Source organism: Microbacterium enclense (assembly GCA_038182865.1).
Lineage (GTDB): Bacteria > Actinomycetota > Actinomycetes > Actinomycetales > Microbacteriaceae > Microbacterium > Microbacterium enclense_B.
In genome coordinates, this window is the sequence record CP116226.1 from 3,089,019 (window position 1) to 3,114,527 (window position 25,509).

Genomic DNA, 25,509 nt, shown 5'->3' on the forward strand with positions numbered 1-25,509 from the left:
GCGTGCCGACCAGTCGCACTGTGGACGAAGAGCTGAGCGTCGACGACGCGAAGGCGCTCGCTCAGAGAGTCGAGCGAGAAATCTCGACAGTGCTCCCATCGTCGATGCTGACGGATATCGAGCAGCAAGCAGAGGGTGCCTTCCTTGGCTGTTCCCGGGACGGCGCAAGGCAGTGGGCGGGCGGGCTTACCGCCAGCGTGGTGGGTGATCCACCCCCAGAGGACGTAATCGGAGTCATCGCGGACCACTACAAGAGTGGTGGCAACTATCGAGTCGGCCTACGGCAGGACCACGGGGACTCGCTAGTCAACATCGCCGGTGATTACGGGTCGCTCTGGATCGTTCGGTACATCCGTGACCGGGCGGAGCTCGATGTCGATTCCTTCTCACCGTGCATCCGCCTCCCCGACGACGTCTGGCCCGGTGGCTCCTACTGATTCCGCGAGCGCGGGCTGTGCCCCACGCCCTCACCCGCTAGGCTGACCCCACAAGTCCACACCGGCCCCATGATCGATGCGGGAGAGCTCCGGCGAAACCAGCCGGGCACCGAAGGAGCAAGCCTCCCCGCCAATCTCTCAGGTACGCGTACCGCGTCGATCGGGCCACTCTGGAAAGAGACCCGGATGCACCGTCCCGGGTCCGCCGACGGTGAAAACCCGTGACAGCCCCAAGGGGGCTGCGCGAGTGAAACTCTCAGGCCCATGACAGAGGGGGAGTTCTTCAGGCGCCGACCGGCGTCTGTCCGTCATCGCGAACGGCAGAACTCATGACCGACACCCCCGCTCCACCCCGCACGTCGCCGCTGAATGATCGGCACGAGGCCCTCGGCGCCTCGTTCACCGACTTCGGCGGCTGGAACATGCCCGTGCGCTACACCTCCGACCTCGCCGAGCACCACGCCGTCCGTCAGGCGGCAGGGCTCTTCGATATCTCCCACATGGCCGAGTTCGTCGTCGCAGGTCCGCGCGCCGCCGCGTTCCTCGACTATGTGCTTGCCGGGCGTCTGTCGACCATGAAGGTCGGCAAGGCGAAGTACTCCCTCGTGCTCGCCGAGAGTGGCGGCATCGTCGACGACGTCATCGTCTATCGCACCGGCGACGAGCACTTCCTCGTCATCGCGAACGCCGGCAACCGGGATGCCGTGGCGGCGGCGTTCACGACGGCGCAGGCGACCTGGGGGCCCGTGTCGGGCGCTTCGATGGGCTCAGCGGCCGCCGCTCCCGCGGACGGCGCCGGAGCCGCGAGCGTCGCGGACGCCGCCTCCGGAACCCGCTCCTTCGCTCTCGTCGCCGGCTCCACCGGTCTTGTCGTGGAGGACGTCACCGACTCCTTCGCGCTCATCGCTCTCCAGGGTCCGCAAGCCCGCGGCATCCTGAAATCCCTCCCCGGGGTCGAGATCACCGGCACCGCTCTCGACGACCTCGGCTACTACGCCTGGACGGACGGCACCTTCGCCAGCGCGCCTCTGTTCGTCGCCCGCACCGGCTACACCGGCGAAGACGGATACGAGCTGCTCATCCCCACCACGAAGGCGGGTGCCCTGTGGGACGCCGTGCTCGCCGCGGGCGCCGACGCGGGCCTCGTGCCGTGCGGCCTCGCCGCGCGCGACACCCTGCGCCTCGAAGCGGGGATGCCGCTGTACGGGCACGAACTGTCCCGCGACATCGTGCCCGCGCAGGCCGGACTCGGCCGCGCGGTCGCCGTCGACAAGGCGGCGTTCATCGGCAAGGACGGCCTGGCGTCGGGCCCCCGTGACGCGCCCGTGCTCGTCGGCCTCGTCTCGGACGGCCGCCGTGCGGGCCGCGCCGGCTACGCCGTGCTGCACGGAGACGACGTCGTCGGCGAGATCACGAGCGGCGCCCTCAGCCCCACCCTCGGCCACCCCGTCGCGATGGCGTTCGTCGCGCCCGCGGCGTCCGCACTCGGAACCGAACTGACCATCGACGTGCGCGGGACCCGCATCCCCGCGACCGTCACCGCCCTTCCCTTCTACCGGAGAAACGCATGACCGACCTCACCGCCCTCAGCTACACCTCCGAGCACGAGTGGATCGCCCTCAACGGCGACATCGCGACGGTCGGAATCACCGACTTCGCCGCCGACAAGCTCGGCGACGTCGTCTTCGTCGAGTTGCCCGGCGCCGACTCCGCCGTCTCCGCCGGCGACGTCTGTGGCGAGATCGAGTCGACCAAGTCGGTCGGCGAGCTCTACGCCCCGATCACCGGCACCGTCGTCGAGGTCAACGACGCCGTCGTCGACGACCCCTCCCTGGTGAACGCCGAACCGTTCGCCGGCGGGTGGCTCATCAAGATCCGTGTCGAGGGCGAGCTGCCCGGCGACTTGCTCGACCGCGCCGCCTACGAGGACCTCACCGCATGAGCACCGTTCTGCCTCCCCGCACCGCGGCGGGCACGCCCGCGGCGTTCACGGATCGCCACATCGGGATCGACGCCGACGCGCAGGCCCGGATGCTCGAGGTCGTCGGGTACGACAGCGTCGAGGTGCTCGTCGAGACAGCCGTGCCGGCATCCATCCACGTCCAGCCCCGCGCGACCAGCTCGATTCCGCCCGCGGCGACCGAGGCCGAGGCGCTCGCGGAACTCCGCGAACTCGCCTCGATCAACCGGTTAGCTCGCCCCCTCATCGGCCTGGGCTACTACGACACGTTCACGCCGTCGGTGATCGCACGCAACGTGCTCGAGAATCCCTCCTGGTACACCGCCTACACGCCGTATCAGCCAGAGATCTCGCAGGGCCGGCTCGAGGCGCTCATCAACTTCCAGACGATGGTGACAGACCTGACGGGCCTGGCCACGGCGAACGCCTCGATGCTGGACGAGTCCACGGCCGTGGTCGAGGGAATGCTCGTCGCCCGCCGCGCGTCGAAGGCGAAGACCGACGTCTTCCTCGTCGACGCCGACGCGCTGCCGCAGACCAAGGCGCTGCTGCACCATCGCGCCGCGGCCGTCGGTATCCGCATCGAGGAGACCTCGTTCGGCGGGGACCTTCCCGAGGCCTTCGGCGCTTTCGTGCAATATCCCGGTGCGACCGGTCGCGTGTGGGATTTCGCGGCCGTCGCCGAGGCCGTGCACGCGGCGGGCGGGCTCGTGGTCGTCGCGGCGGATCTGCTCGCCCTCACCCTGTTGCGCTCGCCCGGCTCCCTCGGCGCCGACGTCGCGGTGGGCACCACCCAGCGCTTCGGCGTGCCGCTCGGCTTCGGCGGACCGCACGCGGGCTACATGGCGGTGCGCGCCGGTCTGGAGCGTCAACTACCGGGCCGTCTGGTGGGTGTGTCGCAGGATGCCGTCGGCGCCCCCGCCTACCGCCTGTCCCTGCAGACGCGCGAACAGCACATCCGGCGCGAGAAGGCGACCTCGAACATCTGCACCGCGCAGGTGCTCCTGGCCGTCATGGCCGCGATGTACGCCGTGTACCACGGCCCCCAGGGGCTCAAGGGCATCGCGACGCGGGTCGCGCAGAAGGCCGACGCCCTGGCATCCGCGCTCCTCTCCTACGACCTGACCCTCGCGAGCGACGTGTTCTTCGACACCGTGCGCGTCCACGTGCCGGGCCGCGCGCAGGACGTGGTCGACCGCGCCCGCGAGCGCGGTTACCAGCTGCTGTGGGTGGATGACGCGACCGTGGGAGTGTCGGTCGACGAGACGACGACGGATGCCGACATCGCGGCCGTCCTCGACGCGTTCGGCCTCGCGGGCTTCGGTTCCGGGGCTTTCGGCTCCGCGGCGGTGGACCTGCCCGAGGGTATCGCCCTGCGTGGCGTCGACGAGGCCCTGCACCGCGACGACGAGTACCTCACGCACCCCGTCTTCCACACGCATCGTAGTGAGACGGCCATGATGCGGTACCTGAAGTCGCTCGCCGACCGCGACTACGCCCTCGACCGCGGCATGATCCCGCTCGGCTCGTGCACGATGAAGCTGAACGCGGCCACCGAGATGGCGGCGGTGTCGTGGCCGGAGTTCTCGCGCGTGCACCCCTTCGCTCCCGAGGCCGACGTGCACGGCTACCTCGAGATGATCGACCAGCTCGAGCGCTGGCTCGCCGAGGTGACCGGCTACGACGCGGTGTCGCTGCAGCCCAACGCCGGATCCCAAGGCGAGCTCGCGGGCCTTCTCGCGATCCGTGGCTACCACCTCGCGAAAGGCGACGCCGGGCGCACGGTGTGCCTCATCCCGTCGTCGGCGCACGGCACCAATGCCGCCTCGGCGATCCTCGCGGGTATGAAGGTCGTCGTCGTCGCGTGCGACGAGGCCGGCAACGTCGACCTCGGCGACCTGCGCGCGAAGATCGCGCAGCACGCTGCCGAGCTGTCGGCGCTGATGATCACGTACCCCTCGACGCACGGGGTGTACGAGCACGACGTGCTCGAGATCACGCAGGCCGTGCACGATGCCGGTGGCCAGGTGTACGTGGATGGCGCGAACCTCAACGCTCTGCTCGGTTTCGCCCGCTTCGGCGATCTGGGCGGCGACGTGTCGCACCTCAACCTGCACAAGACGTTCGCGATCCCGCACGGCGGCGGCGGACCCGGCGTCGGCCCGGTGGCGGCGAAGGCACACCTCGCGCCGTACCTGCCGTCGCACCCGTTCTCGCAGCGCGCCGACCACGCCGGTGGCACGTTCGACGGCGGCCCGGTGTCGGCTGCCCCGCACGGTTCCGCCGGCATCCTCCCCATCTCGTGGGCGTACGTCCGCATGATGGGTGCGGAGGGGCTCCGTCAGGCCACGGCCACGGCGGTGCTCTCGGCCAACTACATCGCCGCGCGTCTGCGCGAGCACTACCCGGTGCTGTACGCCGGTGAGAGCGGTCTGGTCGCGCACGAATGCATCCTGGACCTGCGTCCGCTCAAGGAGCAGACGGGCGTGACGGTCGACGACGTGGCCAAGCGCCTCATCGATTACGGCTTCCACGCCCCGACGATGTCGTTCCCGGTCGCGGGCACCCTGATGGTCGAGCCGACGGAGAGTGAAGACCTCGCCGAGCTCGATCGGTTCGTGGACGCCATGATCGCGATCAAGCACGAGGCGCTCGCCGTCGCCGCGGGGGAGTGGCCCGCCGACGACAATCCGCTCGTCAACGCGCCCCATACCGCGGAGACGGTGGTCGTAGGCGAGTGGGAGCACCCCTACTCGCGCGAGACCGCGGTGTACCCGGTGCGCTCGCTGGTGCGTGGCAAGTACTGGCCGCCGGTGCGTCGCATCGATCAGGCCTACGGCGACCGCAACCTCGTGTGCTCGTGCCCGCCCCCGGAGGCGTTCGCCTGAGTCCGCTACGGCGGCGGCTCCCGGCATCCGGAGTCGCCGTCGTCGGCGCGCACAGGCGATCGCACAGGAGGCTTTGGGTAAGGTTCCCCTGTGCACCTCGGCCAGTCTCACGCTCCTCGATTGACCACACGCCCCCGGGGTCTGTTGCGCGCCGCAGCGCTCCTGGCGGTCGCGACGATCGCGCTGGCGGGATGCTCCGCCAACGACCCGGCTCCCGAGCCCGAGACGCCCGTGCCCACCACTCTCACCGTCGGCGTGGTCGGGTCTCTGACGAGCTTCAATGCCGCGACCTCCCAAGGGTCCACGCCCGCCAACCGCGCCGTGTCGTCGCTGCTCGACGAACGTCTCGGCTCTCTCGACGGCGACTTGCAGGTCGTCCCGAACAACGGCATGGGCCGTATCACCCGCGTCGAGGGCGACCCCCTCACGGTGAGCTACGAACTGTTCACCGACCGCACCTGGTCGGACGGCACCCCCGTGAGCCTCGACGACCTCGTCTTCGGCTGGGCCGTGTCTTCGCACTTCTTCGACGACGCGACCTACGACGCCGACGGCCAGATCGTGTCGGGCACCCGATACTTCCAGACCGCCGTGCCGGCCGACCCGAACGCCCGCACCGCCCGTCCGAGCGTGAATCGCGCGAAGGACACCCTGACCCTCGTGTACGACCAGCCCTTCGCGGACTGGAACCGTCAGTGGTTGCTCGATCGCCCCGTTCACGTCGTCGCGGCGAAAGCGGGAGTGTCGGTGAAAGACCTCATGACCGCGATCCTCACGACGGCGGAAGGGGATCCCTCCGCTCCCGTGGCGCCCAACCCCGTGCTCGCCGCCGCCGCTGCGGCGTGGAACACCGGTTTCGACGCGCCGGCGGGCGGTGTGCCCGATGCCGCCTCCGCCGTCTCCGCGGGACCGTGGACGGTCACCGGGGTGACCGCCGATGCCCTCACCCTCGAGCGGCGCGACGACTACACGGCTGGGCACTACCCGGCCCTCACCGGAATGACGGTTCGTTTCTTCCCCGATCGGGCGTCGCAGCTCGCGGCGGTGGAGGCGGGCGAGGTGCAGATCGCGAACGTCGGCGACCTCGAGCCGGAACAGGTGACGGCCCTGACCGAGGCTGGCGTCCAGGTGACCACCGGGCCCACCACGCAGACCCTGCAGCTCCGCTTCGCGGACGGAACGCCCGCCGATCTCCGGCAGGCGACGACATTGGCCCTCGACCGGGACGCGCTCGTGCAGGAGCTTCTCCAGAAGGTCCGTCCCGACGCGCGTCCGTTGCAATCGTTCCTCACCTCGCCCGCCACGGGCCAGCTGTACACCGATCTCGTGTCCGGCAACAATGCGCCCTCGACGTCAGCGGATCCGGATGCCGCGCGCTCCGCGCTCGAGGATCGCGCCGCCGTCCTCCGCGTCTCGTACGACGCCACGGACGAGCTGTCCGATGCGGTCTTCACCCGGCTGGTGGCGATGGGGGCGAAGGCGGGCATCGCCGTTCGCGCCGCATCGGCAACCGAAACCGCGGATGCCACGCTGTCGTGGGTGGGGGAGGACGAGAGCCTGTACCGCTCCTCCCGCGACCGCCTGGCCGAGGGGATCGACGGCCCGGACGCGCAGCGCACCTTCCGTCAGCTCACGACCGACACCGACCCGGTCGACGTCTTGGCACGGGCCAAGGACATCGATCGTGCGCTGTTCACGGCCTTCGCGGGCGTTCCCCTGTTCGAGCGGACGGGTGCGGTCGCGGTCGCCAAGGGGGTCCAGGGCGTCGAGTACACCTCCGAGCCCGACGGCGTGCCGCCGTCGTTCTGGACCTGGAACATCGCGGCATCCTGATCTCCTCGACAGGGCTGCGGATGCCGGGGCTCCCCGGGCGCGCTCGGGTCAGGGCGTAGCCGTCGGGGTCGGCGACGGTGCGGTCGGTGTGAAGATGCCCGGCCACCATGCGGCGGCCAGCGGGTAGCCGACGAACGCGACGATGTCGATGATGGTGTGCGCCACGACGAGTGGCATGACGCGGCCCCACCGCCGGTAGCACCATCCGAAGACCAGACCCATCACGACGTTGCCGAGCGCCGACGGCCACCCCTGGTACAGGTGGTAGCTCCCGCGGAGCAGGGCAGTCGACACGATGATCCCCGTCCACGACCAGCCGAGACGGCGAAGGCGGTCGAAGAGGTAGCCGAGGAAGATCACCTCCTCGGTCAGCCCCGCCCGCAGCGCCGCGAGCACGAGAAGGGTGACGACCCACCACGACGAGTCGAGGGGAGCGGGGATCACCGCGATGCTCTGCCCCAGGGCGCGGCCCGCCGCGTACACACCGATCCCGGGGACGCCGATGAGGGCGACCAGGAGAAGGCCACGGAGCGTGTCGCCGCCGAAGCGCCGGAAGTCGAGCCCGATCCGGCGCAGAGCATTCTGTCCGGGCTCCCACAGGAGGTAGACCACGAGCGCCACGAGAGCGAGCGAGAAGAAGATGTCGAGGAACTGATAGATCGCGTCCCACAGCGGTTCCGCGCTCCGTGACGGATTCAGTTGCGTCTGCTGCTGCGAGATCGGCGCGCGAGTGGCGGCGCGGATGAACGACACGACGGAATAGATCGCCGACTGACCGACGGTGACCAGGAGGACGAGCGCGATCTCCCAGGGGAGCCTTCCACGTCGAAACCTGTCTTGTTCGATCCCGGGTTCGTGAAAGGCCGAGTCGCGGAGCATGTTGTCACATTGCCACATGCAACCGGTTCTGAATTAAAGGTATGTAACGGTTTCCCCAGGAGTTTTGACCAACGCAGAGCATTTACCTATCGTTTCCGTATCCACGGCTCCCCCTGCTGACATCTGTTGCGCGGGGACTCGCCAACCTTGCACTGGAGGCAAAGTGTCTGAAAAGACTCGGCGCACGCGCGCCCTGACGGCGGGAGCAGGTGTCGCCGTCGCGGCGCTCGCCCTCGCCGGCTGCACCACGACCGCGACACCCGAGGGGGGATCGTCGTCGTCCGGCGGCACCGTCACGATCGCGACCACGAACGCGTTCACCTCGTTCAACGGCGACACCCCCGAGGCCAACCTCGACACCAACGGCATGGTGGGGTACCTGACGGGCACGCAGAACGGTCTCGGTCTGGGCGGCTTCGAGCGCCTGGACAAGGACTTCAGCATCCTCTACAACGATGACTTCGGCACCGTCGAGACGGTGTCGCAGGACCCGCTGACGGTCAAGTACACGATCAACCCCGGTCTGACGTGGTCGGATGGCGAGCCCATCAATGCCGACGACATGCTGGTGAACTGGGCGATCTTCTCGGGCTACTACAACGACGCCAAGCTCGACCCGGCCACCGGCGAGGTCACGAACGGTGGGACCGAGTACTTCACCCTCGCGGGGAGCACCGCGGGCCTCGACAAGACATCGTTCCCCGAAATCAGCGACGACAACCTGTCGATGACCCTCACCTACTCGGAGCCCTACGTGGACTACGAGCTCGTCAACCCCATCGGCAAGCCGGCTCACGTGCTGGCCGAGAAGGCGGGCGTCTCCGAGGCCGATTTCATCAAGCTCCTCCAGGACACCCCCAAGGGCAACCCCGACGCTCCCGTCGCGCCGAACGCGACCCTGAAGGCGGCCGCGGACTTCTGGAACACGGGCTACGACGTCACGGCCATGCCGACCGACCAGAGCCTCCTCGTCGCGAGCGGTCCGTTCATCGTGACCGACTTCACTCCCGAGCAGAGCATCACGCTGGGCAAGAACCCCAACTACAAGGGCAGCATGTCGCCCTCGTACGACCAGCTGATCATCCGCTTCATCGGTGACGCGAACGCGCAGGTCACGGCCCTCCAGAACGGCGAGGTCCAGGCCATCCAGCCGCAGGCCTCCGCCGACACGCTGACGGCTCTCGAGAACGCCAACGCCACGGTCCACTCGGGCAGCCAGCTCGCCTACGACCACGTCGACCTGAGCTTCGGCGGCGTCTTCGCCGACGCGAACGTCCGTGAGGCGTTCCTCAAGACGATCCCGCGTCAGCAGATCCTCGACTCGATCATCAAGCCGGTCAACCCGGATGCCGAGGTCCTGAACTCGCAGATCTTCCTGCCCACCGACGGCGACCAGTACACCACCGCCGTCGCCGCGAGCGGGTACGACGCCTTCACCGAGCCTGACATCGAGGGTGCCAAGACTCTGCTGGCGGGTGCGACCCCGACGGTCCGCATCCTGTACAACACGAACAACCCCAACCGTGTCGACAGCTTCCGTGCCATCCAGCAGTCGGCGCAGCAGGCCGGATTCAACATCGTCGACGCCGGTTCGCCCGACTGGAGCTCGCTCCTCGGCAGCGGCAGCTACGATGTCTCGATCTTCGGATGGGTGTCGCCGGGTGCCGGTAACGCAGCCCTCCCGCAGATCTTCAAGAGCGGCGGCGGCGGCAACTACAACAACTACAGCAATGCCACCGTCGACACCCTCGTCGACGAGAGCCAGGTGACGCTCGACCCGACCAAGCTCGCCGACATCAAGGTGCAGATCGACGCGGCGACGGCCAAGGACTTCTACGGTCTGCCGCTGTTCCAGTCGCCGGGTCTCTTCGCCGACAACGGCTCGGTCCAGGGCGTCGACTACTTCGGTGGCCAGACCGGCATCGTGTGGAACGCGCAGGAGTGGACGCTGGCGGGTTGATGACCCGCTGATCCCTCGCGAGGCGCCGGAGTCCATCGGCTCCGGCGCCTCGCTCTGCGCGCGGTGCGCCTCACCCGGGAGCACTCGCGACTATCCTTTCCTGGGCACCTACAGGTGCTCTCCACCCGATCGAAAGAAGTCCTCCCGCGATGGTCGGATTCATCCTCAGGCGCATCGCCGTCTCGATCCTGGTTCTGCTCGCAGCGTCGTTCATCATGTACGTGTTGGCCGCCAACTCCGGTGACCCGCTGCAGGACCTGCGCGACAGCACAGCCGCGAACAAAGACCAGCTGATCGCCGCGCGCGTCGCCGCGCTCGACTTGAACATCCCCGCTCCGCTGCGCTACTTCCTCTGGCTCGGCGGTGCCGCCGGGTGCCTCATCCCGTTCGCCGGGACCTGCGACCTGGGCCTCACCATCAGTAATGCCCCGGTCCTCGACATCCTTCCCACCGCGGTCGGGTCCACCCTCCAGCTCGTGACGGCGTCGTTCGTGCTGGCGATCGTGCTGGGCATCGTGGTCGGCGTCGTGTCGGCGCTGCGCCAGTACAGCGGATTCGACTTCGGCATCACGCTGCTGAGTTTCTTCCTCTTCTCCCTGCCATCCTTCCTCGTCGCCGTGCTCCTCAAGGAGTTCATGGCCCTCGGCTTCAACAGCTTCCTCGAATCGGCCACCTCGATCCCCATCTGGGTCATCGTCATGCTCGCCGTCGTATCCGCCGTGGTCTGGCAGGCGATGATCGGGGGAGGGTCGCGTCGTCGCCTGATCGTCGCGGGGACCGCGGCTGCTGCCACTGCCGCCCTGCTGGTGTACTTCAACGTCACCGACTGGTTCCGCAACCCGGGCTTCGGGCCGGTCGGCCTTCTGCTGCTCATCGCCGGCGTCGTGGTCATCACCACCGCCCTCGTCTCGGGGCTGGCCAACCGCCGGGCCCTCATCGTCGCGGGCATCAACGGCGCCGTCGCGTACATCGCGTACTACGCCCTCCAGGGGCTGTTCGACATCTCGACCATCTGGACGATCATCATCCTCGCGGCTATCGCGGTCGTCATCGGCCTGGTGACCGGCTTCCTCCTCGGTGCCCCCGACCGTGGCATGACCGCGCGGATCGGGGGGATCGTGGCGTTCTTCTCGTTCGGCCTCGTCATCCTCGACCGCTACATGCAGTCGTGGCCGTCGTACGTGAACAACCCGCGCATCAACGGCCGTCCGATCGCGACTGTCGGTGCCGCGACCCCCGGCTTCTCAGGCGACATGTGGATCAGCGGTATCGACACGTTCACGCACCTGCTGCTGCCCACGATCTCGCTGCTGCTCATCTCGTTCGCGGGCTACACGCGCTACGCACGCGCCGGGATGCTCGAGGTGATGAACCAGGACTACATCCGCACGGCGCGCGCGAAGGGTCTGCCCGAGCGCACGGTGATCATGCGGCACGGCCTGCGTAACATGCTCATCCCGATCGTCACCCTCATCGCGACCGACGTCGGCGCCCTGCTGGGTGGTGCCGTCATCACCGAGAAGGTGTTCGCCATTCCCGGCATGGGGCAGCTCTTCGTGACCTCGATCCAGCGCGTGGACGTGAACCCCGTGATGGGCTACTTCCTCGTCATCGCGATCACCGCCATCGTCTTCAACTTCTTGGCGGATCTCGCCTACGCCGCGCTCGATCCCCGCGTGCGAGTGGTCGCATGATCGCCGCCGTCCGATTCCCGGAGGTCTCCCGATGACCCAGATGCTCCCCGAGCCCTCGAACGTCGACGCTCCGGCTCCCGCCGACGAGCGCGACACCGTCGGTGTCAGCCAGGGACGCCTCGTCCTGCGGCGCTTTCTCGCCAACAAGGTCGCCGTCGTCTCCGGCATCCTGTTCCTCCTCGTCGCGCTCTTCTCGATCTCGGCGATCGGTCTCGGGCCGATCCCGGGGTGGTGGAAGTACGACTACACGTCGCTGAACCCGCAGAACGACGGCGGCGCACCGACGCTCTCGGTGTTCCCCTTCGTCTGGGGCGATCACCCCTTCGGTCAGGACCGCATCGGCATCGACTACTTCGCGATGACGATGCGCGGGGTGCAGAACTCGATCCTCGTGATGATCGTCATCAGCTTCGTGGGCACGGCCGTCGGCACCGTCATCGGCGCCCTCGCCGGGTACTACCGTGGCTGGGTCGACTCGGTCCTCATGCGCATCACCGATGTCTTCATCGTCATCCCGATCATCGTGATCGGCGCGGTCGTCGGCCGCGCGACCGGTGGTCTCGGTGTGGTTCCGCTGGCCTTCTTCCTCGCGATGGTGTCGTGGACCACGATCGCGCGCCTCGTGCGCGCCGAGTTCCTGTCGCTCCGCGAGCGCGAGTTCGTCGAAGCGGCCCGCGTCGCCGGGGCGAGCGATGCGCGCATCATCTTCAAGCACATCCTGCCCAACGCCATCGGCGTGGTGATCGTGGCGGCGACCCTGCTGGCCGCCGCGGCGATCCTTCTCGAGACCGCGCTGAGCTACCTCCAGCTGGGTGTGCGGCCGCCGGACGTCTCGCTGGGCCTGATCATCTCCGACAACCAGTCGGCGTTCCAGACGCGACCGTGGCTGTTCTGGTGGCCCGCCGTGTTCATCGTGCTGCTGGCCGTGCTCGTCAACTTCGTGGGTGACGGTCTGCGCGACGCGTTCGACCCGCGCCAGAAGCGTTTCTCGCTGCGCCGCACCAAAGAGCAGCCCGGAACGGCGACCTCGGCCCCCGCGAGCACCCAGGCCCGGGTGCACCCGGAGACCCCGTCGTCATGACGGCCGTCTCTGGGCGTCGCTCACGCCAGGGCGACCGCCGCGACGAGAGCCGCGGCGCCGGCGACCAGCATCAGCAGGTTGTCGACGCGCACGGCCGTCTCCACGTGCACACTCTCGGCGACACCCGCTTCGATGCGCCCCGCGTCGCGCAGGGCGTGCCAGCGAGTGCGCACCATGGCGGCCGCACGGCCGGAGTCGGTGCTCGGCAGCTCGCCCGGACGGATCTGCGGCGTCGCGGCGTCTTCGCTGCGGCGATGGGCGCGCGCAGCGCGGAGCGAACCGGCCGCGCCCGGCGCCGGTGCAGCGGTGACGGCGATGCGTCGTCCTGGAGTGTGGAGTTGCAGCGCGTAACGGGTGTCGACGTGGATGAGCGCGGCCCACGGCACGCGGTACCGCATCGCGATGTTGTCGACCCGCACACCGTCGTCGTCGACGGACACCGACGGCGACCACAGGATGCCGGCGACCAGGGCCGCCGCCCCCAGGGCCCCGATGATGACCAGAGCTGGGGCCTCGGTCACAGCCGGCGTCACGATCAGGCCGATCGCCACCACGGCGATGATCGCCCACACAACAGCGCACAGGGCACGGGTGAACGTCGAACGGAACGTCTGGCGTGGCATCCCGCAATTCTTTCATTCCCCGATCACTCACTCCCGCTGAGCGGGACGGAGAGGACATTCTCATGAGCACGACCGAGAAGGCCGGCGTCCCGGCCCTGGAGATGACCGACGTCAGCGTCGACTTCGCGGTCGACGATGTGTGGGTCCCCGCCGCCAAGCACCTGAACTATTCGATCGCCCGCGGACAGGTCGTCGCCGTGGTCGGCGAGTCGGGGTCGGGGAAGAGCGTGAGCTCGATGGCCGTGCTCGACCTGCTGCCGCGCAACAGCCGTGTCACCGGCAGCATCAAGGTGAACGGGCGCGAGGTCACGGGCATGTCGGCGTCGCAGATGCGTCAGCTGCGTGGCCCCGAGGTCGCCGCGATCTTTCAGGAGCCGATGACGGCGCTGAACCCCGTGCTCACGGTGGGCTCGCAGATCATCGAGGCGCTGCGCGCGCACACGCCGATCGCGCCGGCCCAAGCGAAAGCGCGCGCGCTCGAACTTCTCGAGATGGTCGGCCTTCCCGATCCGGCGAAGGCGTTCGCCTCGTACCCGCACCAGCTCTCGGGCGGGCAGCGCCAGCGCGCGATGATCGCACAGTCGATCAGCCTCGAGCCCGCTCTGCTCATCGCCGACGAGCCGACCACGGCTCTCGACGTGACGGTGCAGGCCGAGATCCTCGACCTCATCCGCGACCTGCGGGACCGCCTCGACTCGGCCGTGCTCCTCATCACGCACGACATGGGCGTGGTGGCCGACCTCGCCGACTGGATCGTCGTGATGAAGTCGGGCGACATCGTCGAGCAGGGTCCCGCCGTGCAGGTTCTCGGATCGCCACAGGACGACTACACGAAAGAGCTGTTGGCGTCCGTACCTCGCCTGGGCGAGACGCTCGAGGGCGAGGCCACCGTCGACGTCGTCGAGGCTCTGGCGACGGCCGTCGCCGAGGGGCCCGCTCGAACCGAGACGCTCGCTCTCGCCGCAGCCGCACCCGAGATCGCGCACCCCGTGCTGCAGCTCGACAACGTCTCGATCGAGTACGGGAAGAAGGGCCGCGTCGCCGCGTTCCGCGCGGTCGACGACGTCACTCTCGGGATCGCCGAGGGCGAGATCGTGGGCCTGGTGGGGGAGTCCGGTTCGGGCAAGTCCACCATCGGCCGCGCCGCCATCGGCCTTCAGCCCATCGCCGACGGCCGCCTGGTCGTCGACGGCGTGGACATCTCGAGCGGCTCGCGCAAGCTCATCAAGTCGCTCCGCCGCCGTGTCGGCATCGTGTTCCAGGACCCCTCATCGTCCCTGAACCCCCGCCTGCCCATCGGCGAGTCGATCGGTGAGCCTCTGTTCCTCGCCGGTGAGGCCAAGGGCGCCGAGCTCGACGCCCGCGTCGAGAAGTTGCTGGACGAGGTGCGCCTGCCCCGCAGCTATCGCAACCGGTATCCGCACGAGCTCTCCGGTGGTCAGAAGCAGCGCGTCGGCATCGCCCGTGCCCTGTCGCTCCAGCCTCGACTGCTCGTGGCCGACGAGCCCACGAGCGCGCTCGACGTCTCGGTGCAGGCGCGTGTGCTCGAACTCCTCAGCGAGCTCCAGAAGGAGCACCGCTTCGCCTGCCTGTTCATCAGTCACGACCTTGCCGTCGTCGATGCCATGGCCGACCGCATTGTCGTCCTCAACCGGGGCAAGATCGCGGAGCAGGGTACGCGCGACGAGATCCTGCGCGCGCCGAAGGAGCCGTACACGCAGCGACTGATCGCGGCGATCCCGGTTCCCGACGTCGAGGTGCAGGCCGCCCGTCGCGAGCTGCGCCACGAACTGTTGAAGGACACTCCCGCCTCCTGAGCGGGCACGAGAGCGGGCGGTTTCCTTCGGGACACCGCCCTTTCTGCTCCCTGCCAGCCTCGGTTGCGGTGGACCGGTAGGATGGGAAGGCCCGATTCCGGGCGACACCCCGAAATCTTCCTGGAGACCCTCCATGGCGCATGCCCTTCGTCCTGACCTCCGTAACGTCGCGATCGTCGCGCACGTCGACCACGGCAAGACGACGCTCGTCGACGCCATGCTCCGCCAGACCGGTTCGTTCGGCGAGCACGCGCACGTCGAAGAGCGTGCCATGGACTCGAACGACCTCGAGCGCGAAAAGGGCATCACGATCCTCGCCAAGAACACGGCGATCACCTACAACGGCATCCACACCGAGGTGCCCGTGACGATCAACGTCATCGACACCCCGGGTCACGCCGACTTCGGTGGCGAGGTCGAGCGCGGTCTGTCGATGGTCGACGGTGTCGTGCTGCTCGTCGATGCGTCCGAGGGCCCTCTGCCCCAGACGCGCTTCGTGCTGCGCAAGGCCCTCGAGGCCAAGCTTCCCGTCATCCTGCTGGTCAACAAGACCGACCGTCCCGACGCGCGCATCGCCGAGGTCGAGGAAGAGGCGCACGACCTCCTCCTGGGCCTGGCGTCCGACCTCGTCGACGATGTTCCCGACCTCGATGTCGACGCGCTGCTCGATGTGCCGGTTGTCTACGCCTCCGGCCGGGCGGGAGCGGCATCCCTGAACCGTCCCGACAACGGTGCTCTGCCCGACAACGACGACCTCGAGCCGCTCTTCGCGGCGATCCTCGAGCACGTTCCGGCTCCCGCGTACGACGACGAGGCGCCGCTCCAGGCGTGGGTCACCAACCTCGACTCCAGCCCCTTCCTCGGCCGTCTCGCACTGCTGCGCGTGTTCAACGGCACGCTGAAGAAGGGCCAGACCGTGGCCTGGGTCCGCGCCGACGGCACGACCAGCAACGCCCGCATCACCGAGCTGCTCAAGACCCGTGCGCTCGAGCGCTACCCGGCGGAAGACGCGGGACCCGGCGACATCGTCGCCATCGCGGGATTCCCCGACATCACGATCGGCGAGACCATCGCCGACCCCGAAGACGTGCGTCCGCTGAAGGCGATCACCGTCGACGACCCCGCCATCTCGATGACGATCGGCACCAACACGTCGCCGCTCATGGGCAAGGTCAAGGGGCACAAGCTCACCGCCCGCATGGTCAAGGACCGCCTCGACCGCGAGCTCATCGGTAACGTCTCGCTGAAGGTCGTCGACATCGGACGCCCGGATGCCTGGGAGGTCCAGGGCCGCGGCGAGCTCGCCCTGGCGATCCTCGTCGAGAACATGCGCCGCGAGGGCTTCGAGCTCACCGTCGGCAAGCCCCAGGTGGTCACCAAGCGCGGCGAAGACGGCAAGCTCAAGGAGCCCTTCGAGCACCTCACGATCGACGCCCCCGAAGAGCACCTCGGCGCGATCACGCAGCTCATGGCCGCCCGCAAGGGCCGCATGGACAACATGACCAACCACGGCACCGGCTGGGTGCGCATGGAGTTCGTCGTCCCCTCTCGCGGTCTCATCGGCTTCCGCAGCGAGTTCCTGACCATTACGCGCGGCACCGGTATCGCCAACGCGATCTCGCACGGCTACGACGACTGGGCCGGCTCCATCACGACCCGTCAGAACGGCTCGATCGTCGCCGACCGCATGGGTGTCGTCACCCCGTTCGCCATGATCGCCCTGCAGGAGCGCATGAGCTTCTTCGTGCAGCCGACCGAAGAGGTCTACGAGGGCATGGTCATCGGCGAGAACTCGCGCGCCGATGACATGGACGTCAACATCACCAAGGAGAAGAAGCTCACGAACATGCGTTCGTCGACCTCCGACTCCTTCGAGTCGATGACGCCCCCGCGCGTGCTCACGCTGGAGGAGTCGCTCGAGTTCGCCCGCGACGACGAATGCGTCGAGGTCACGCCCGAGAAGGTGCGCATCCGCAAGGTCGTGCTCGACGCGACCGAGCGCGGTCGCGCCGCTTCGCGCCTCAAGCGTCAGGATGCCAACGCCTGATGCTCGACCTGACCGAGGCCACGTCGCACGACGTACGGGCGTACGTGGCCTCGGGCGGGCGTCTGGCGGTGGTCGCGGTCGGTGCCCTCGAGGCGCACGGACCTCACCTCCCGCTGAGCACCGACACGATCGTGGCGGAACGCATCGCGCGGGAGATCGCACAGCGGTGCGACGGCGCGCTGCTGCCCTCGATCGCTTACGGCGAGACATGGGCGACGTCCGGATACCCGGGCACGATCTCGCTGTCGCCCGACACGGTACGTTCCCTCGCGATCGATCTTGCGCGTGGAGCAGCGGCGTCCGGTCTGGACCGATTCGTCGTCGTCAACGGCGACTTCGGTAACCGGCTGCCTCTCGCAGCCGCCGCGCGCGAGCTGGCGGCCGAGGGGGCGCGGATGCTCGTGCTCGACCACCCGGGACTCGCCGAGGCAGCGGATGCCGTGCGGGAGAGTCTGCCCGCCGCGCCCGGGATGAACCACGCGGAAGAGATCGAGACGTCGATGGTGCTCGCCGCCCAGCCTGCTCTCGTGCGCACCGATCTCGCCGCGGCGGACTACCCCGAGTTCCCCGCTGATTTCGGAACCCGTCCCGTGCGTCTGCATGAGATCGGGACGACGGGCGTGTTCGGTGATCCCCGATCCGCCGACGCGGCAAAGGGCGAGACGCTTTTCGCTGCGATCCTCGCGGCCGCCGTCCCCCAGGTGCAGCGCTTCGTCGCTGCATCCTGATCGGACCGGCCGGCGTCAGGGCGCGTAGTCCTGCACGCGGGTGCCGTGCGACCTGTCGGTGAGCGAGGGCAGGCGCTCGGCGAGTTCGGTGACGGCCTCATCGAGATCGATCGTGAGCAACGTGCGGTCGCGGACGAGGACGCGCCCGTCGACGATGACCGTGCGGACGTCGCCCTGGTGCGCGCTGAGCGCGAGGGTGTGCGCGAGGTCGTGCACCGGCTGGAGGTGGGGGCTACTCAGATCGAGCAGGACGATGTCGGCACGAAGCCCGGGGCGCAGAGCGCCCACGCGTCCGGCCAGGCCGAGGACCTCTGCGTTCTGCCGGGTCGCAAGGTCCAGCAGGTGGGCCGATGTGGCCCACGTGGCGTCCTTCGAGGTGTACTTCTCGATCATGCCGAGCAGTCGCATGTTCTCGAGGACGTCGAGGGTGATGCTCCCGGCGGCCCCGTCGGTGCCGATGCCGACGCTGATTCCGGCGTCGTGGAGCAGGCGCAGGGGAGTCGTGCCCTCCTGAGCGTGCAGCAGATACGTCTTGGTGCACGAGGCGACACCGACCCGGTCGGCGTAGCGAGCCAGCAGGTCCACGTCGTCGGCGACGATGCCGGCCCCATGCGCGATGAGCGCCCCGACTTCCAGCACGCCCGTGTCCTGGAGGACCCCGATCGGCGTTCGGTCTCGGCGGTCGAGGCTCGACGCCGTCTGCGACAGGTTCTCTGCGGCATGGATGTGGATGCGCACGCCGAGGCGCTCGGCATCCCGTGCCGTTCGACGCAAGTCGTCGTCGCTGACCGTGTACGGAGCATGCGGGCCGAGGGCTGTCGTGATGCGGCCACCGGCAGCGCCGTCCGCATCGCGCGCGAAGGCGACGCTGCGTTCGCGCCCGGCCTCCCCTTCGGAGGAGAAGAAGGTGGATGCCAGGAGGGCGCGGATACCGGATGCCTCGACCTCGTCGGCGATGGCGTCCATTCCGAAGTAGTGGTCGGCGAAGGACGTGACCCCCGACAGGAGGAGTTCGCCGATCGCGATGCGCGCACCGAGGCGGATGTCACGCTCGGTGAGATTGATCTCCATGGGCCACACGTGGTCGTTGAACCACTCGGCAGTGGGGACGTCGGAGGCGGCGCCGCGGAACATCACCATCGGGGTGTGGGTATGGCTGTTCAGGAGACCGGGCATGGCGACCTGGCCACGGGCGTCGATCACGTCGGCCTCGGCGAGCACGGCGGGGGTGACCTCGTCGGCAGGGACGATCCACGCGATCTCTCCGTCGACGACGCCGATGCTGTGCTCCGCGAGGTCGACGAGGCCGCCTCGGGCGGCGATCTCCTCGCGAGGCAGATCGGGGTAGGCGGCGAGCGGCCGGTGGGTCTCGGCGGCCACCCGGGCACGATGGACGACTAGGTCGACGGGGCGGATCATGACTTCTCCTCCGGATGGGGGCGGGTGCTGGCCCCGACGACGAGCTCGGCGGGCAGGCGGACGCGACGCCGTGCGGCGACTCGGGAACGTCGGGCGTGCTCGAGCATGTCGACGGCCTCGGCTCCCATTTCGTGCCACGGGTGGCGCAGGGAGGTGAGGGGGACACCCTGGGCGTCGGGGTACAGCTGGAGCAGGCTGACGATCTGCACATCGTCGGGAACACGCACCCCCCGGGCGCGCAGAACCGTCAGGACCCCGGTGGCGACGTCGTCGTTCGCGCAGACGAGCGCACTGTCGCGTTCGAGGCGGTCCCAGAATCCCTCGGCGGCGGTGACACCGGCCAGCAGATCGCTGCCGCAGTAGACCACGTCGTCCGAGGCGATCCCGCGGGCGGTGGCCGCGCGCGCCACGGAGGCGATGCGCGTGGCGTCCGCGGCTGCGGCGGGGTCGAGCCCGACCAGGGTGAGGCGTCGTGCGCAGGTGCGGACGAGATGGGTTGCGACGAGAGACGCCGAGGCGCTTTCGTCGAGACTGACCGCGCTCGGTGTCTCGGGGTCGAGGAAGCGGCCGACCTGGACGAGGGGGAGCCCGTGCGACATGCGTTGCGCATGTCCGCTGGCCTCGATGGTCGGTGGGCAGACGATGAGCCCGTCGACCCGGCGGTCGAGGAGATCGGCGACACGATCGTCGTGGTCTGCGCCGTCTGGTGCGACATAGCGCAGGAGGGCCCCGATGCCCTGCGCGTCGAGGTTCTCGGTCACCGACTCGATGAGCGCGGAGAGGAACACCGTGGCGTAGCGGGGGAGGACGAGTCCGACGCTCTGGGTTCGACTCGAACGCAGAGCGCTGGCGACGGCATTGTGGCGGTACCCGAGGCGCGCGGCGGCGGCCCGGATGCGCTTGAGGGTCTCGGGCGAGACCGGCCGCGATCCCGAGAGGGCTCGCGACGCCGTCGCCGTCGAGACGCGCGCTTCACGAGCCACGTCGGAGAGCGTTGCGCGGTCATCGAGCGGTTCGACCTCGGTCACGCCGCATACTCTACGCAATCGATTGCGCGTTATGAGGGTGCGAAATGCGATCGCAACATCACGGAAACTGCAGAGCTCGTCGCGGGTGCGTAAGGTGTGTTCCGGTCGTCACGCGTGCCATCGCGCGACCAGCTTGCAATCGATTACATGACCCTGACGCTCCACCCGACCCAAGGAGTTCCCATGTCCCGCCGCCGCACCCGTTCTCTTCTCGCTCTGGGAGGCGTCGTCACCGCCGCAGCTCTCGCCCTCACCGGATGCGGGGGGAAGACTGCCGACACGGGCTCCTCGGCGTCCGCGAACGGCCCCACCGTCGCCTTGCTGTTCGGCACCACGGGCGACTTCTCGTTCATGGACAGCGCGTACAAGGGCTTCACCGAGGCGGAGGCCGAGTACGACTTCACTCCGCTGGAGTTGTCGAGCCCGAACACCGACGACTATCAGGACCGCGTGGATCTGGCGCTGTCGCAGAACGCCGCTCTGGCGATCGGCATCGGATTCCAGTGGCAGCAGCCGATGTCCGAGACCGCTCACCCCGACACCGCGTTCGTGCAGGTCGACGCCGATTCCGGAACGGTGATCGACGACGTGACCACGATCTCCTTCGCCGCGGAGCAGTCGTCGTACCTGGTCGGTGTCGCCGCCGCGCTGGCCTCGACGTCGAAGCACATCGGCTTCGTCGGCGGTGTCGACCAGCCCAGCATCCAGAACTTCTTCACCGGCTACGAGGCTGGTGCCCGCTCCATCGACCCGTCGATCGTCGTGGACAAGACGTACCTCGCGCCGCTCGGCGACTTCACCGGGTTCTCCGACCCGACGAAGGGCAAGGAAGCCGCCGCCTCGATGTACGCGGGCGGGGCCGATGTCGTCTACACGGCGGCGGGCGGATCGGGTCAGGGCGTCTACGAGGAGGCGGCGGCCAGCTCCACCGACACCAAGAAGAACTGGGCCATCGGCGTGGACGCCGACGTCTACCAGACGGTCGCCGACACCATCAAGCCGTACATCCTCACCTCCGCGATCAAGAACGTCGACGTGGCCGTGAAGACCTCGATCGGCGAATACCTCGACGGCACCCTGGCACCGGGTGAGGTCCGTTACGACCTGTCCAACGACGGTGTCGGGTACTCGACCTCGGGTGGGTTCCTCGACGCGTACGCGGATCAGATGGCCGCGATCAAGAAGGACATCATCGACGGCAAGATCACGGTTCCGACGGCACTGTGATGACCGACGAGCAGGAGGTGCTGGTACGCCTGAGCGGGATCGTGAAGCGATTCGGCGCGTTCATCGCGAACGACGCCATCGACCTCACGGTCCGGGCGGGCAGCGTGCACGCGGTGGTCGGCGAGAACGGTGCCGGCAAATCGACCCTCATGAAGATCCTCTCCGGCGAGGAGAGCCCCGACGAGGGGACGATCGAGATCGACGGCCGCGAGATGACGTTCCGCTCGCCGCGCGACGCGCAAGCGGCGGGCATCGGCATCGTGCACCAGCACTTCCTGCTCGCTCCCGCGCTGCGGGTGTGGGAGAACGTCGTGCTCGCGGACGAGCCGGGAGGGCGTCTCGTCGTCGACGCATCCCGAGCCCGACGCGAGGTGAACGACCTCGCTGGTCGTACAGGCTTCGGCGTGCCCGTGGACGCGGAAGCCTCCGATCTCGGCGTCGGAATGCGACAACGCGTCGAGATCCTGAAAGTCCTCTACCGAGATGCGCGGATCATCATCCTCGACGAGCCGACCGCCGTTCTGGTGCCGGCCGAGGCCGACGCGCTGTTCGACGCCATGCGCGCCTTCACCCGTGCGGGCGCCGCGGTGATCTTCATCTCTCACAAGCTCGACGAGGTGCTCGCGTTCGCCGATGACATCACCGTCATCCGCGCGGGCCGAGTCGTCGGCACCGCGGTGCCCGCCGAGACCACGGCCCCGCAGCTCGCTCGTCTCATGGTGAAAGCCGAGATGCCCGTGGTGGCGCCTCGGGACCACCCCGTCTCGGAGCGGGTCGTCCTCGAGACACGCGGATTGAGCGTCGCCGGCGACCACGAGGTCCCCCCGCTGTCCGACGTCGATCTGCGGGTTCACGCGGGCGAGATCGTCGGCATCGCCGGTGTCGAAGGAAACGGCCAGTCCGAACTCCTCGCCGCCCTGATCGGTCGAGTGGATGCCACGGGATCGGTGCTGCTGGACGGGGAGGATGTCTCCACCCTGTCGACGGTGCGTCGTCGGGCCCGTGGGATGGGCTACATCTCCGAGGACCGCCACCGCGATGGGATCGTGCTTCCCCTGAGCCTTCGCGACAACGCGGTGCTCGGCTATCAGCAGCTCGCGCCGGTCCGGCGCGGACCGTGGTTCCGCCGGGGCGAAGCAGCGCGCGCCGCTTCGCGCATCATCGCGGCGTTCGATGTGCGCGGCGGCGGACCGTCGACGCGCGCGGCCTCGCTGTCGGGAGGCAACCAGCAGAAGTTCATCGTGGGTCGTGAGCTTCTGCGCGAACCGGGGCTGCTGCTGGCGGCCCACCCGACCCGCGGCGTGGACATCGGCGCGCAGGCGGCCATCTGGAACGAACTCACGGCGGCCCGTGACCGGGGGCTGGCGACACTGCTGGTCTCGGCCGATCTGGACGAGATCCTCGCGTTGAGCGATCGCGTTCTGGTCATGCACCGGGGACGCATCGTGGCGGAGGTCGACCCGCGCGGCGCGGACACCGGCACGATCGGCGAGTACATGACCGGAGCCCGCGGGGGAGAGGCCGTCGCATGATCGCGCGCATCGTTCGCACCCTGGCGGGACCGGTCATCGCGATCCTGCTCGCCCTCGCCGTCACGGCGCTCTTCCTCACGGTCGCCGGGTACTCCGCCGCATCCGCCTTCGAGGTCATGTGGGAGTACGGCACGACGCCGGACTCCTTGGCATCCACCGTCAACAACGCGATCCCGCTCTACTTCGCCGGCATCGCGGCGGCGTTCTCGCTGCGCATGGGGCTCTTCAACATCGGCGTCGACGGTCAGTATCGGGTCGCCGCCCTCGTGGGCGCCGTGGTCGCCGCGTCGTTGCCGTTGCCGCTGTGGCTGACCCTGCCCATCACGCTGCTGGCGAGTGCGGCGGCCGGCGCCCTGTGGGCTCTGGTTCCCGCGCTCCTGAAGGTCTATCGCGGCGTCAACGAGGTCATCACCTCGATCCTCATGAATGCCATTGCGACCACGATCGTGGCCGTTCTGCTGGCCGACGTCTTCCGCTCCGGCGGGGGCCAGAACACCGGCTCCGCCCCGATCGGCGACAACGGCTCCATGCCGGTGCTGCTGGATCTCGGCGGACGCGTGCAGATCTCGGGCTTCCTCCCCCTGGCTGTGCTGCTGGGCGTCGGGTTCTTCCTCCTGCACGAGCGCACCGTGTGGGGCTACACCGTCACCGTCGCGAACCTGTCGCCGGATGCCGCAGAGTCGGCGGGCATCTCGGTGAAGCGCCGTATCGTCACCTCGCTCCTGGCCTCCGGGGCGATCGCCGGTCTCGTCGGTCTCCCGCATGTGCTCGGGACGGCCCATCGCCTGGATGGAACCCTTCCGACCGATCTGATGTTCACCGGGCTCGCCGCCGCGCTGCTCGGCCGTTCGCACCCGATCGGCACGGCGGTCGGCGCCCTGGTCCTCGCGTTCGTCGAACGCAGCGCCCAGGTGCTGGGCCTCGTGAAACTGCCGACCGAAGTAGGAACGCTGTTCTTGGCGGTCGTGCTGCTGGCCTCGGCGCTCGGCTACTGGGTGGTCGAGAACGGGGAGCGGCGCCTCGCTCTCCTCACCGCCCTTCGGCGCACGCGCGCCGACCGTGTCAAGGAGGCCTCGGCATGAGCGCGATCGCTCCGGTTTCCCGTCCCGCGCACGTCGGCGCGGCCCGGACACTGCGTGCCCGCAGCATCGTGGGCTGGGTGCTCCTCGGGTTCGGTCTCCTGCTCATCGCCTCGTGGGTGTGCGCCGCGCCCGGGATCGCCTCATCGTCGACATGGGGCTCGGCTTTGCGCCTCACCGTCCCGATCGCCGTGGTCGCGATCGGGGCCCTGTACTCCGAGCGGGCCGGCGTCATCAACGTCGGTCTCGAGGGCATGATGATCGGCGGCACCTGGGGCGCGGGCCTGTTCGGCTGGTTCGGCGGACCGTGGATGGCGCTGCTCGGAGGAGTCGTCGGTGGACTCGTGCTGGGCCTGCTGATGGCGGTGCTGTGTCTGGAGCTCGGCTTGAACCAGCTGGTCGTGGGTGTCGCGATCAACGTGCTCGCGGCGGCCCTGGCTCGCTTCCTGTCCGACATCGTCTTCAACGGCGTCGATGGCGGAAGCGTCGCGCGTTCTCCGCGCATCGAGGGCAACGTTCCTCGTCTGAGCCTTCCGTTCCTGTCGGGCGGATTCGGCACGCCCGACGTGCTGCGCGATCTGGAGTCCGCCGGCACGCCCGTCGTCTCGCAACTCGCGGGCATCGTCGGCGGTCTCACGCGTGACGTCTCTCTCGCAGCGGTGATCGGCCTCGCGCTCATCCCGCTCACCGCCTTCGTCCTCTGGCGCACGCGCTTCGGTCTGCGCATGCGTGCTTCGGGGGAGGAACCTGCCGCCCTGCAGTCCCTCGGCGGCCACGTGCACCGCACGCGGTATCTCGCCGTCCTGATCGGCAGCGGCATGGCGGGTTTCGCCGGGGGCTACCTCGTCCTCATCTCGCAGGGGTACGTCGAGAACCAGGTCGCCGGCCGAGGATTCATCGGTCTGGCTACGCTGATCTTCGGCAACTGGATGCCGGGAGGCGTTTTCGCCGGCGCTGCGCTGTTCGGTTTCAGTGACGCGGTGGGTCTCGGCCGGCCCGAGACGTTCACGGCCATGCTGTTCGTCCTCGGTGCCGTCTTCGTCGTCATCGGCGGTCTTCGCCTGCGGCGACGGCAGGGGCTGCGGGCCGGTCTCCCGAGCATCGTCCTCGGCGTGTTGCTCCTGCTCTGCGGCCTCGTGCTGCCCCTTCCGAGCGCACTCGCCACCGCGGCGCCCTACCTCGTGACCCTCGCGGTCCTCGTGGTGGCGGGCACACGGATGCGACCACCGCGCGCGCTCGGCCGTTTCTTCCCCCGCCGCAACTCCTCGAGGTGATGT

General features: G+C 68.8%; 19 protein-coding genes and 1 riboswitch. Of the genes, 15 read left to right on the forward strand and 4 right to left on the reverse strand.

Annotated elements, in window-relative coordinates:
- The first annotated feature begins 20 nt into the window (after positions 1-20).
- The 5 genes from PIR02_14530 (at position 21) to PIR02_14550 (ending at position 7,118) form a co-directional block, all read left to right on the forward strand.
- Positions 21-437 carry a hypothetical protein gene (locus PIR02_14530; GenBank protein ID WZH35970.1) on the forward strand — a complete coding sequence of 139 codons (417 nt, stop codon included), beginning with the start codon at positions 21-23 and terminating at the stop codon, positions 435-437.
- 69 nt (positions 438-506) lie between these two features.
- Positions 507-601: riboswitch (glycine riboswitch) on the forward strand.
- 165 nt (positions 602-766) lie between these two features.
- Positions 767-2,008 (forward strand): glycine cleavage system protein T, encoded by a 1,242-nt coding sequence (locus PIR02_14535; protein WZH35971.1) that lies wholly within the window; start codon positions 767-769, stop codon positions 2,006-2,008.
- Positions 2,005-2,379, forward strand: a complete 375-nt coding sequence (gcvH, locus tag PIR02_14540; GenBank protein ID WZH35972.1) for a glycine cleavage system protein GcvH — start codon at positions 2,005-2,007, stop codon at positions 2,377-2,379. The genes PIR02_14535 and gcvH overlap by 4 nt, the downstream gene beginning before the upstream one ends.
- The gene (gene gcvP / locus PIR02_14545) at positions 2,376-5,285 is read left to right on the forward strand and encodes an aminomethyl-transferring glycine dehydrogenase (protein ID WZH35973.1); all 2,910 of its coding nucleotides are present in this window, start codon (positions 2,376-2,378) and stop codon (positions 5,283-5,285) included. The genes gcvH and gcvP overlap by 4 nt, the downstream gene beginning before the upstream one ends.
- A gap of 120 nt (positions 5,286-5,405) precedes the next feature.
- Positions 5,406-7,118 carry an ABC transporter substrate-binding protein gene (locus tag PIR02_14550; protein ID WZH35974.1) on the forward strand — a complete coding sequence of 571 codons (1,713 nt, stop codon included), beginning with the start codon at positions 5,406-5,408 and terminating at the stop codon, positions 7,116-7,118.
- A 48-nt stretch (positions 7,119-7,166) separates the two neighbouring features.
- Here the strand turns inward: PIR02_14550 and PIR02_14555 are convergent, their stop codons facing one another.
- Positions 7,167-7,997, reverse strand: coding sequence for a CPBP family intramembrane metalloprotease (locus tag PIR02_14555; GenBank protein WZH35975.1), 831 nt, complete (start codon positions 7,995-7,997; stop codon positions 7,167-7,169).
- Positions 7,998-8,160: 163 nt separating this feature from the next.
- Between PIR02_14555 and PIR02_14560 the strand changes: the two genes are divergently transcribed.
- The 3 genes from PIR02_14560 (at position 8,161) to PIR02_14570 (ending at position 12,732) form a co-directional block, all read left to right on the forward strand.
- On the forward strand, positions 8,161-9,957 hold the full coding sequence (locus tag PIR02_14560; protein WZH35976.1) for an ABC transporter family substrate-binding protein: 1,797 nt from the start codon (positions 8,161-8,163) through the stop codon (positions 9,955-9,957).
- Between the two features lie 149 nt (positions 9,958-10,106).
- Entirely contained in the window at positions 10,107-11,651 is a 1,545-nt protein-coding gene (locus tag PIR02_14565) for an ABC transporter permease (protein ID WZH35977.1), read from the forward strand.
- Positions 11,652-11,682: 31 nt separating this feature from the next.
- Positions 11,683-12,732: an ABC transporter permease gene (locus tag PIR02_14570; protein WZH35978.1), complete on the forward strand. Its 1,050-nt coding sequence runs from the start codon at positions 11,683-11,685 to the stop codon at positions 12,730-12,732.
- A gap of 20 nt (positions 12,733-12,752) precedes the next feature.
- Here PIR02_14570 and PIR02_14575 read toward each other — a convergent pair whose 3' ends face one another.
- Complete coding sequence (locus PIR02_14575) at positions 12,753-13,355, reverse strand: PH domain-containing protein (GenBank protein ID WZH35979.1); 603 nt, start codon at positions 13,353-13,355, stop codon at positions 12,753-12,755.
- Positions 13,356-13,417: 62 nt separating this feature from the next.
- Between PIR02_14575 and PIR02_14580 the strand changes: the two genes are divergently transcribed.
- The 3 genes from PIR02_14580 (at position 13,418) to PIR02_14590 (ending at position 17,947) form a co-directional block, all read left to right on the forward strand.
- Positions 13,418-15,172, forward strand: coding sequence for an ABC transporter ATP-binding protein (locus PIR02_14580; GenBank protein WZH35980.1), 1,755 nt, complete (start codon positions 13,418-13,420; stop codon positions 15,170-15,172).
- 133 nt (positions 15,173-15,305) lie between these two features.
- Complete coding sequence (gene typA, locus PIR02_14585; protein WZH35981.1) at positions 15,306-17,219, forward strand: translational GTPase TypA; 1,914 nt, start codon at positions 15,306-15,308, stop codon at positions 17,217-17,219.
- Positions 17,219-17,947: a creatininase family protein gene (locus PIR02_14590; protein ID WZH35982.1), complete on the forward strand. Its 729-nt coding sequence runs from the start codon at positions 17,219-17,221 to the stop codon at positions 17,945-17,947. Before typA ends, PIR02_14590 begins: the two co-directional genes overlap by 1 nt.
- 15 nt (positions 17,948-17,962) lie before the next feature.
- On the opposite strand, the gene PIR02_14595 is transcribed toward PIR02_14590, so the two are convergent.
- Both PIR02_14595 and PIR02_14600 read right to left on the reverse strand, forming a co-directional pair.
- Positions 17,963-19,366, reverse strand: coding sequence for an amidohydrolase (locus tag PIR02_14595; protein WZH35983.1), 1,404 nt, complete (start codon positions 19,364-19,366; stop codon positions 17,963-17,965).
- A complete protein-coding gene (locus PIR02_14600) occupies positions 19,363-20,394 on the reverse strand; it encodes a LacI family DNA-binding transcriptional regulator (GenBank protein WZH35984.1) in 1,032 nt (343 codons plus the stop codon). The genes PIR02_14595 and PIR02_14600 overlap by 4 nt, the downstream gene beginning before the upstream one ends.
- A gap of 183 nt (positions 20,395-20,577) precedes the next feature.
- On the opposite strand from PIR02_14600, the gene PIR02_14605 reads away from it, so the two are divergent.
- The 4 genes from PIR02_14605 to PIR02_14620 are packed head-to-tail and all read left to right on the forward strand — an operon-like array spanning position 20,578 to position 25,506.
- Positions 20,578-21,621 (forward strand): BMP family ABC transporter substrate-binding protein, encoded by a 1,044-nt coding sequence (locus PIR02_14605; protein WZH35985.1) that lies wholly within the window; start codon positions 20,578-20,580, stop codon positions 21,619-21,621.
- Positions 21,621-23,153: an ABC transporter ATP-binding protein gene (locus tag PIR02_14610; protein ID WZH35986.1), complete on the forward strand. Its 1,533-nt coding sequence runs from the start codon at positions 21,621-21,623 to the stop codon at positions 23,151-23,153. The genes PIR02_14605 and PIR02_14610 overlap by 1 nt, the downstream gene beginning before the upstream one ends.
- Positions 23,150-24,235, forward strand: coding sequence for an ABC transporter permease (locus PIR02_14615; protein WZH35987.1), 1,086 nt, complete (start codon positions 23,150-23,152; stop codon positions 24,233-24,235). The genes PIR02_14610 and PIR02_14615 overlap by 4 nt, the downstream gene beginning before the upstream one ends.
- Complete coding sequence (locus PIR02_14620) at positions 24,232-25,506, forward strand: ABC transporter permease (protein WZH35988.1); 1,275 nt, start codon at positions 24,232-24,234, stop codon at positions 25,504-25,506. The genes PIR02_14615 and PIR02_14620 overlap by 4 nt, the downstream gene beginning before the upstream one ends.
- Positions 25,507-25,509: the final 3 nt, after the last annotated feature.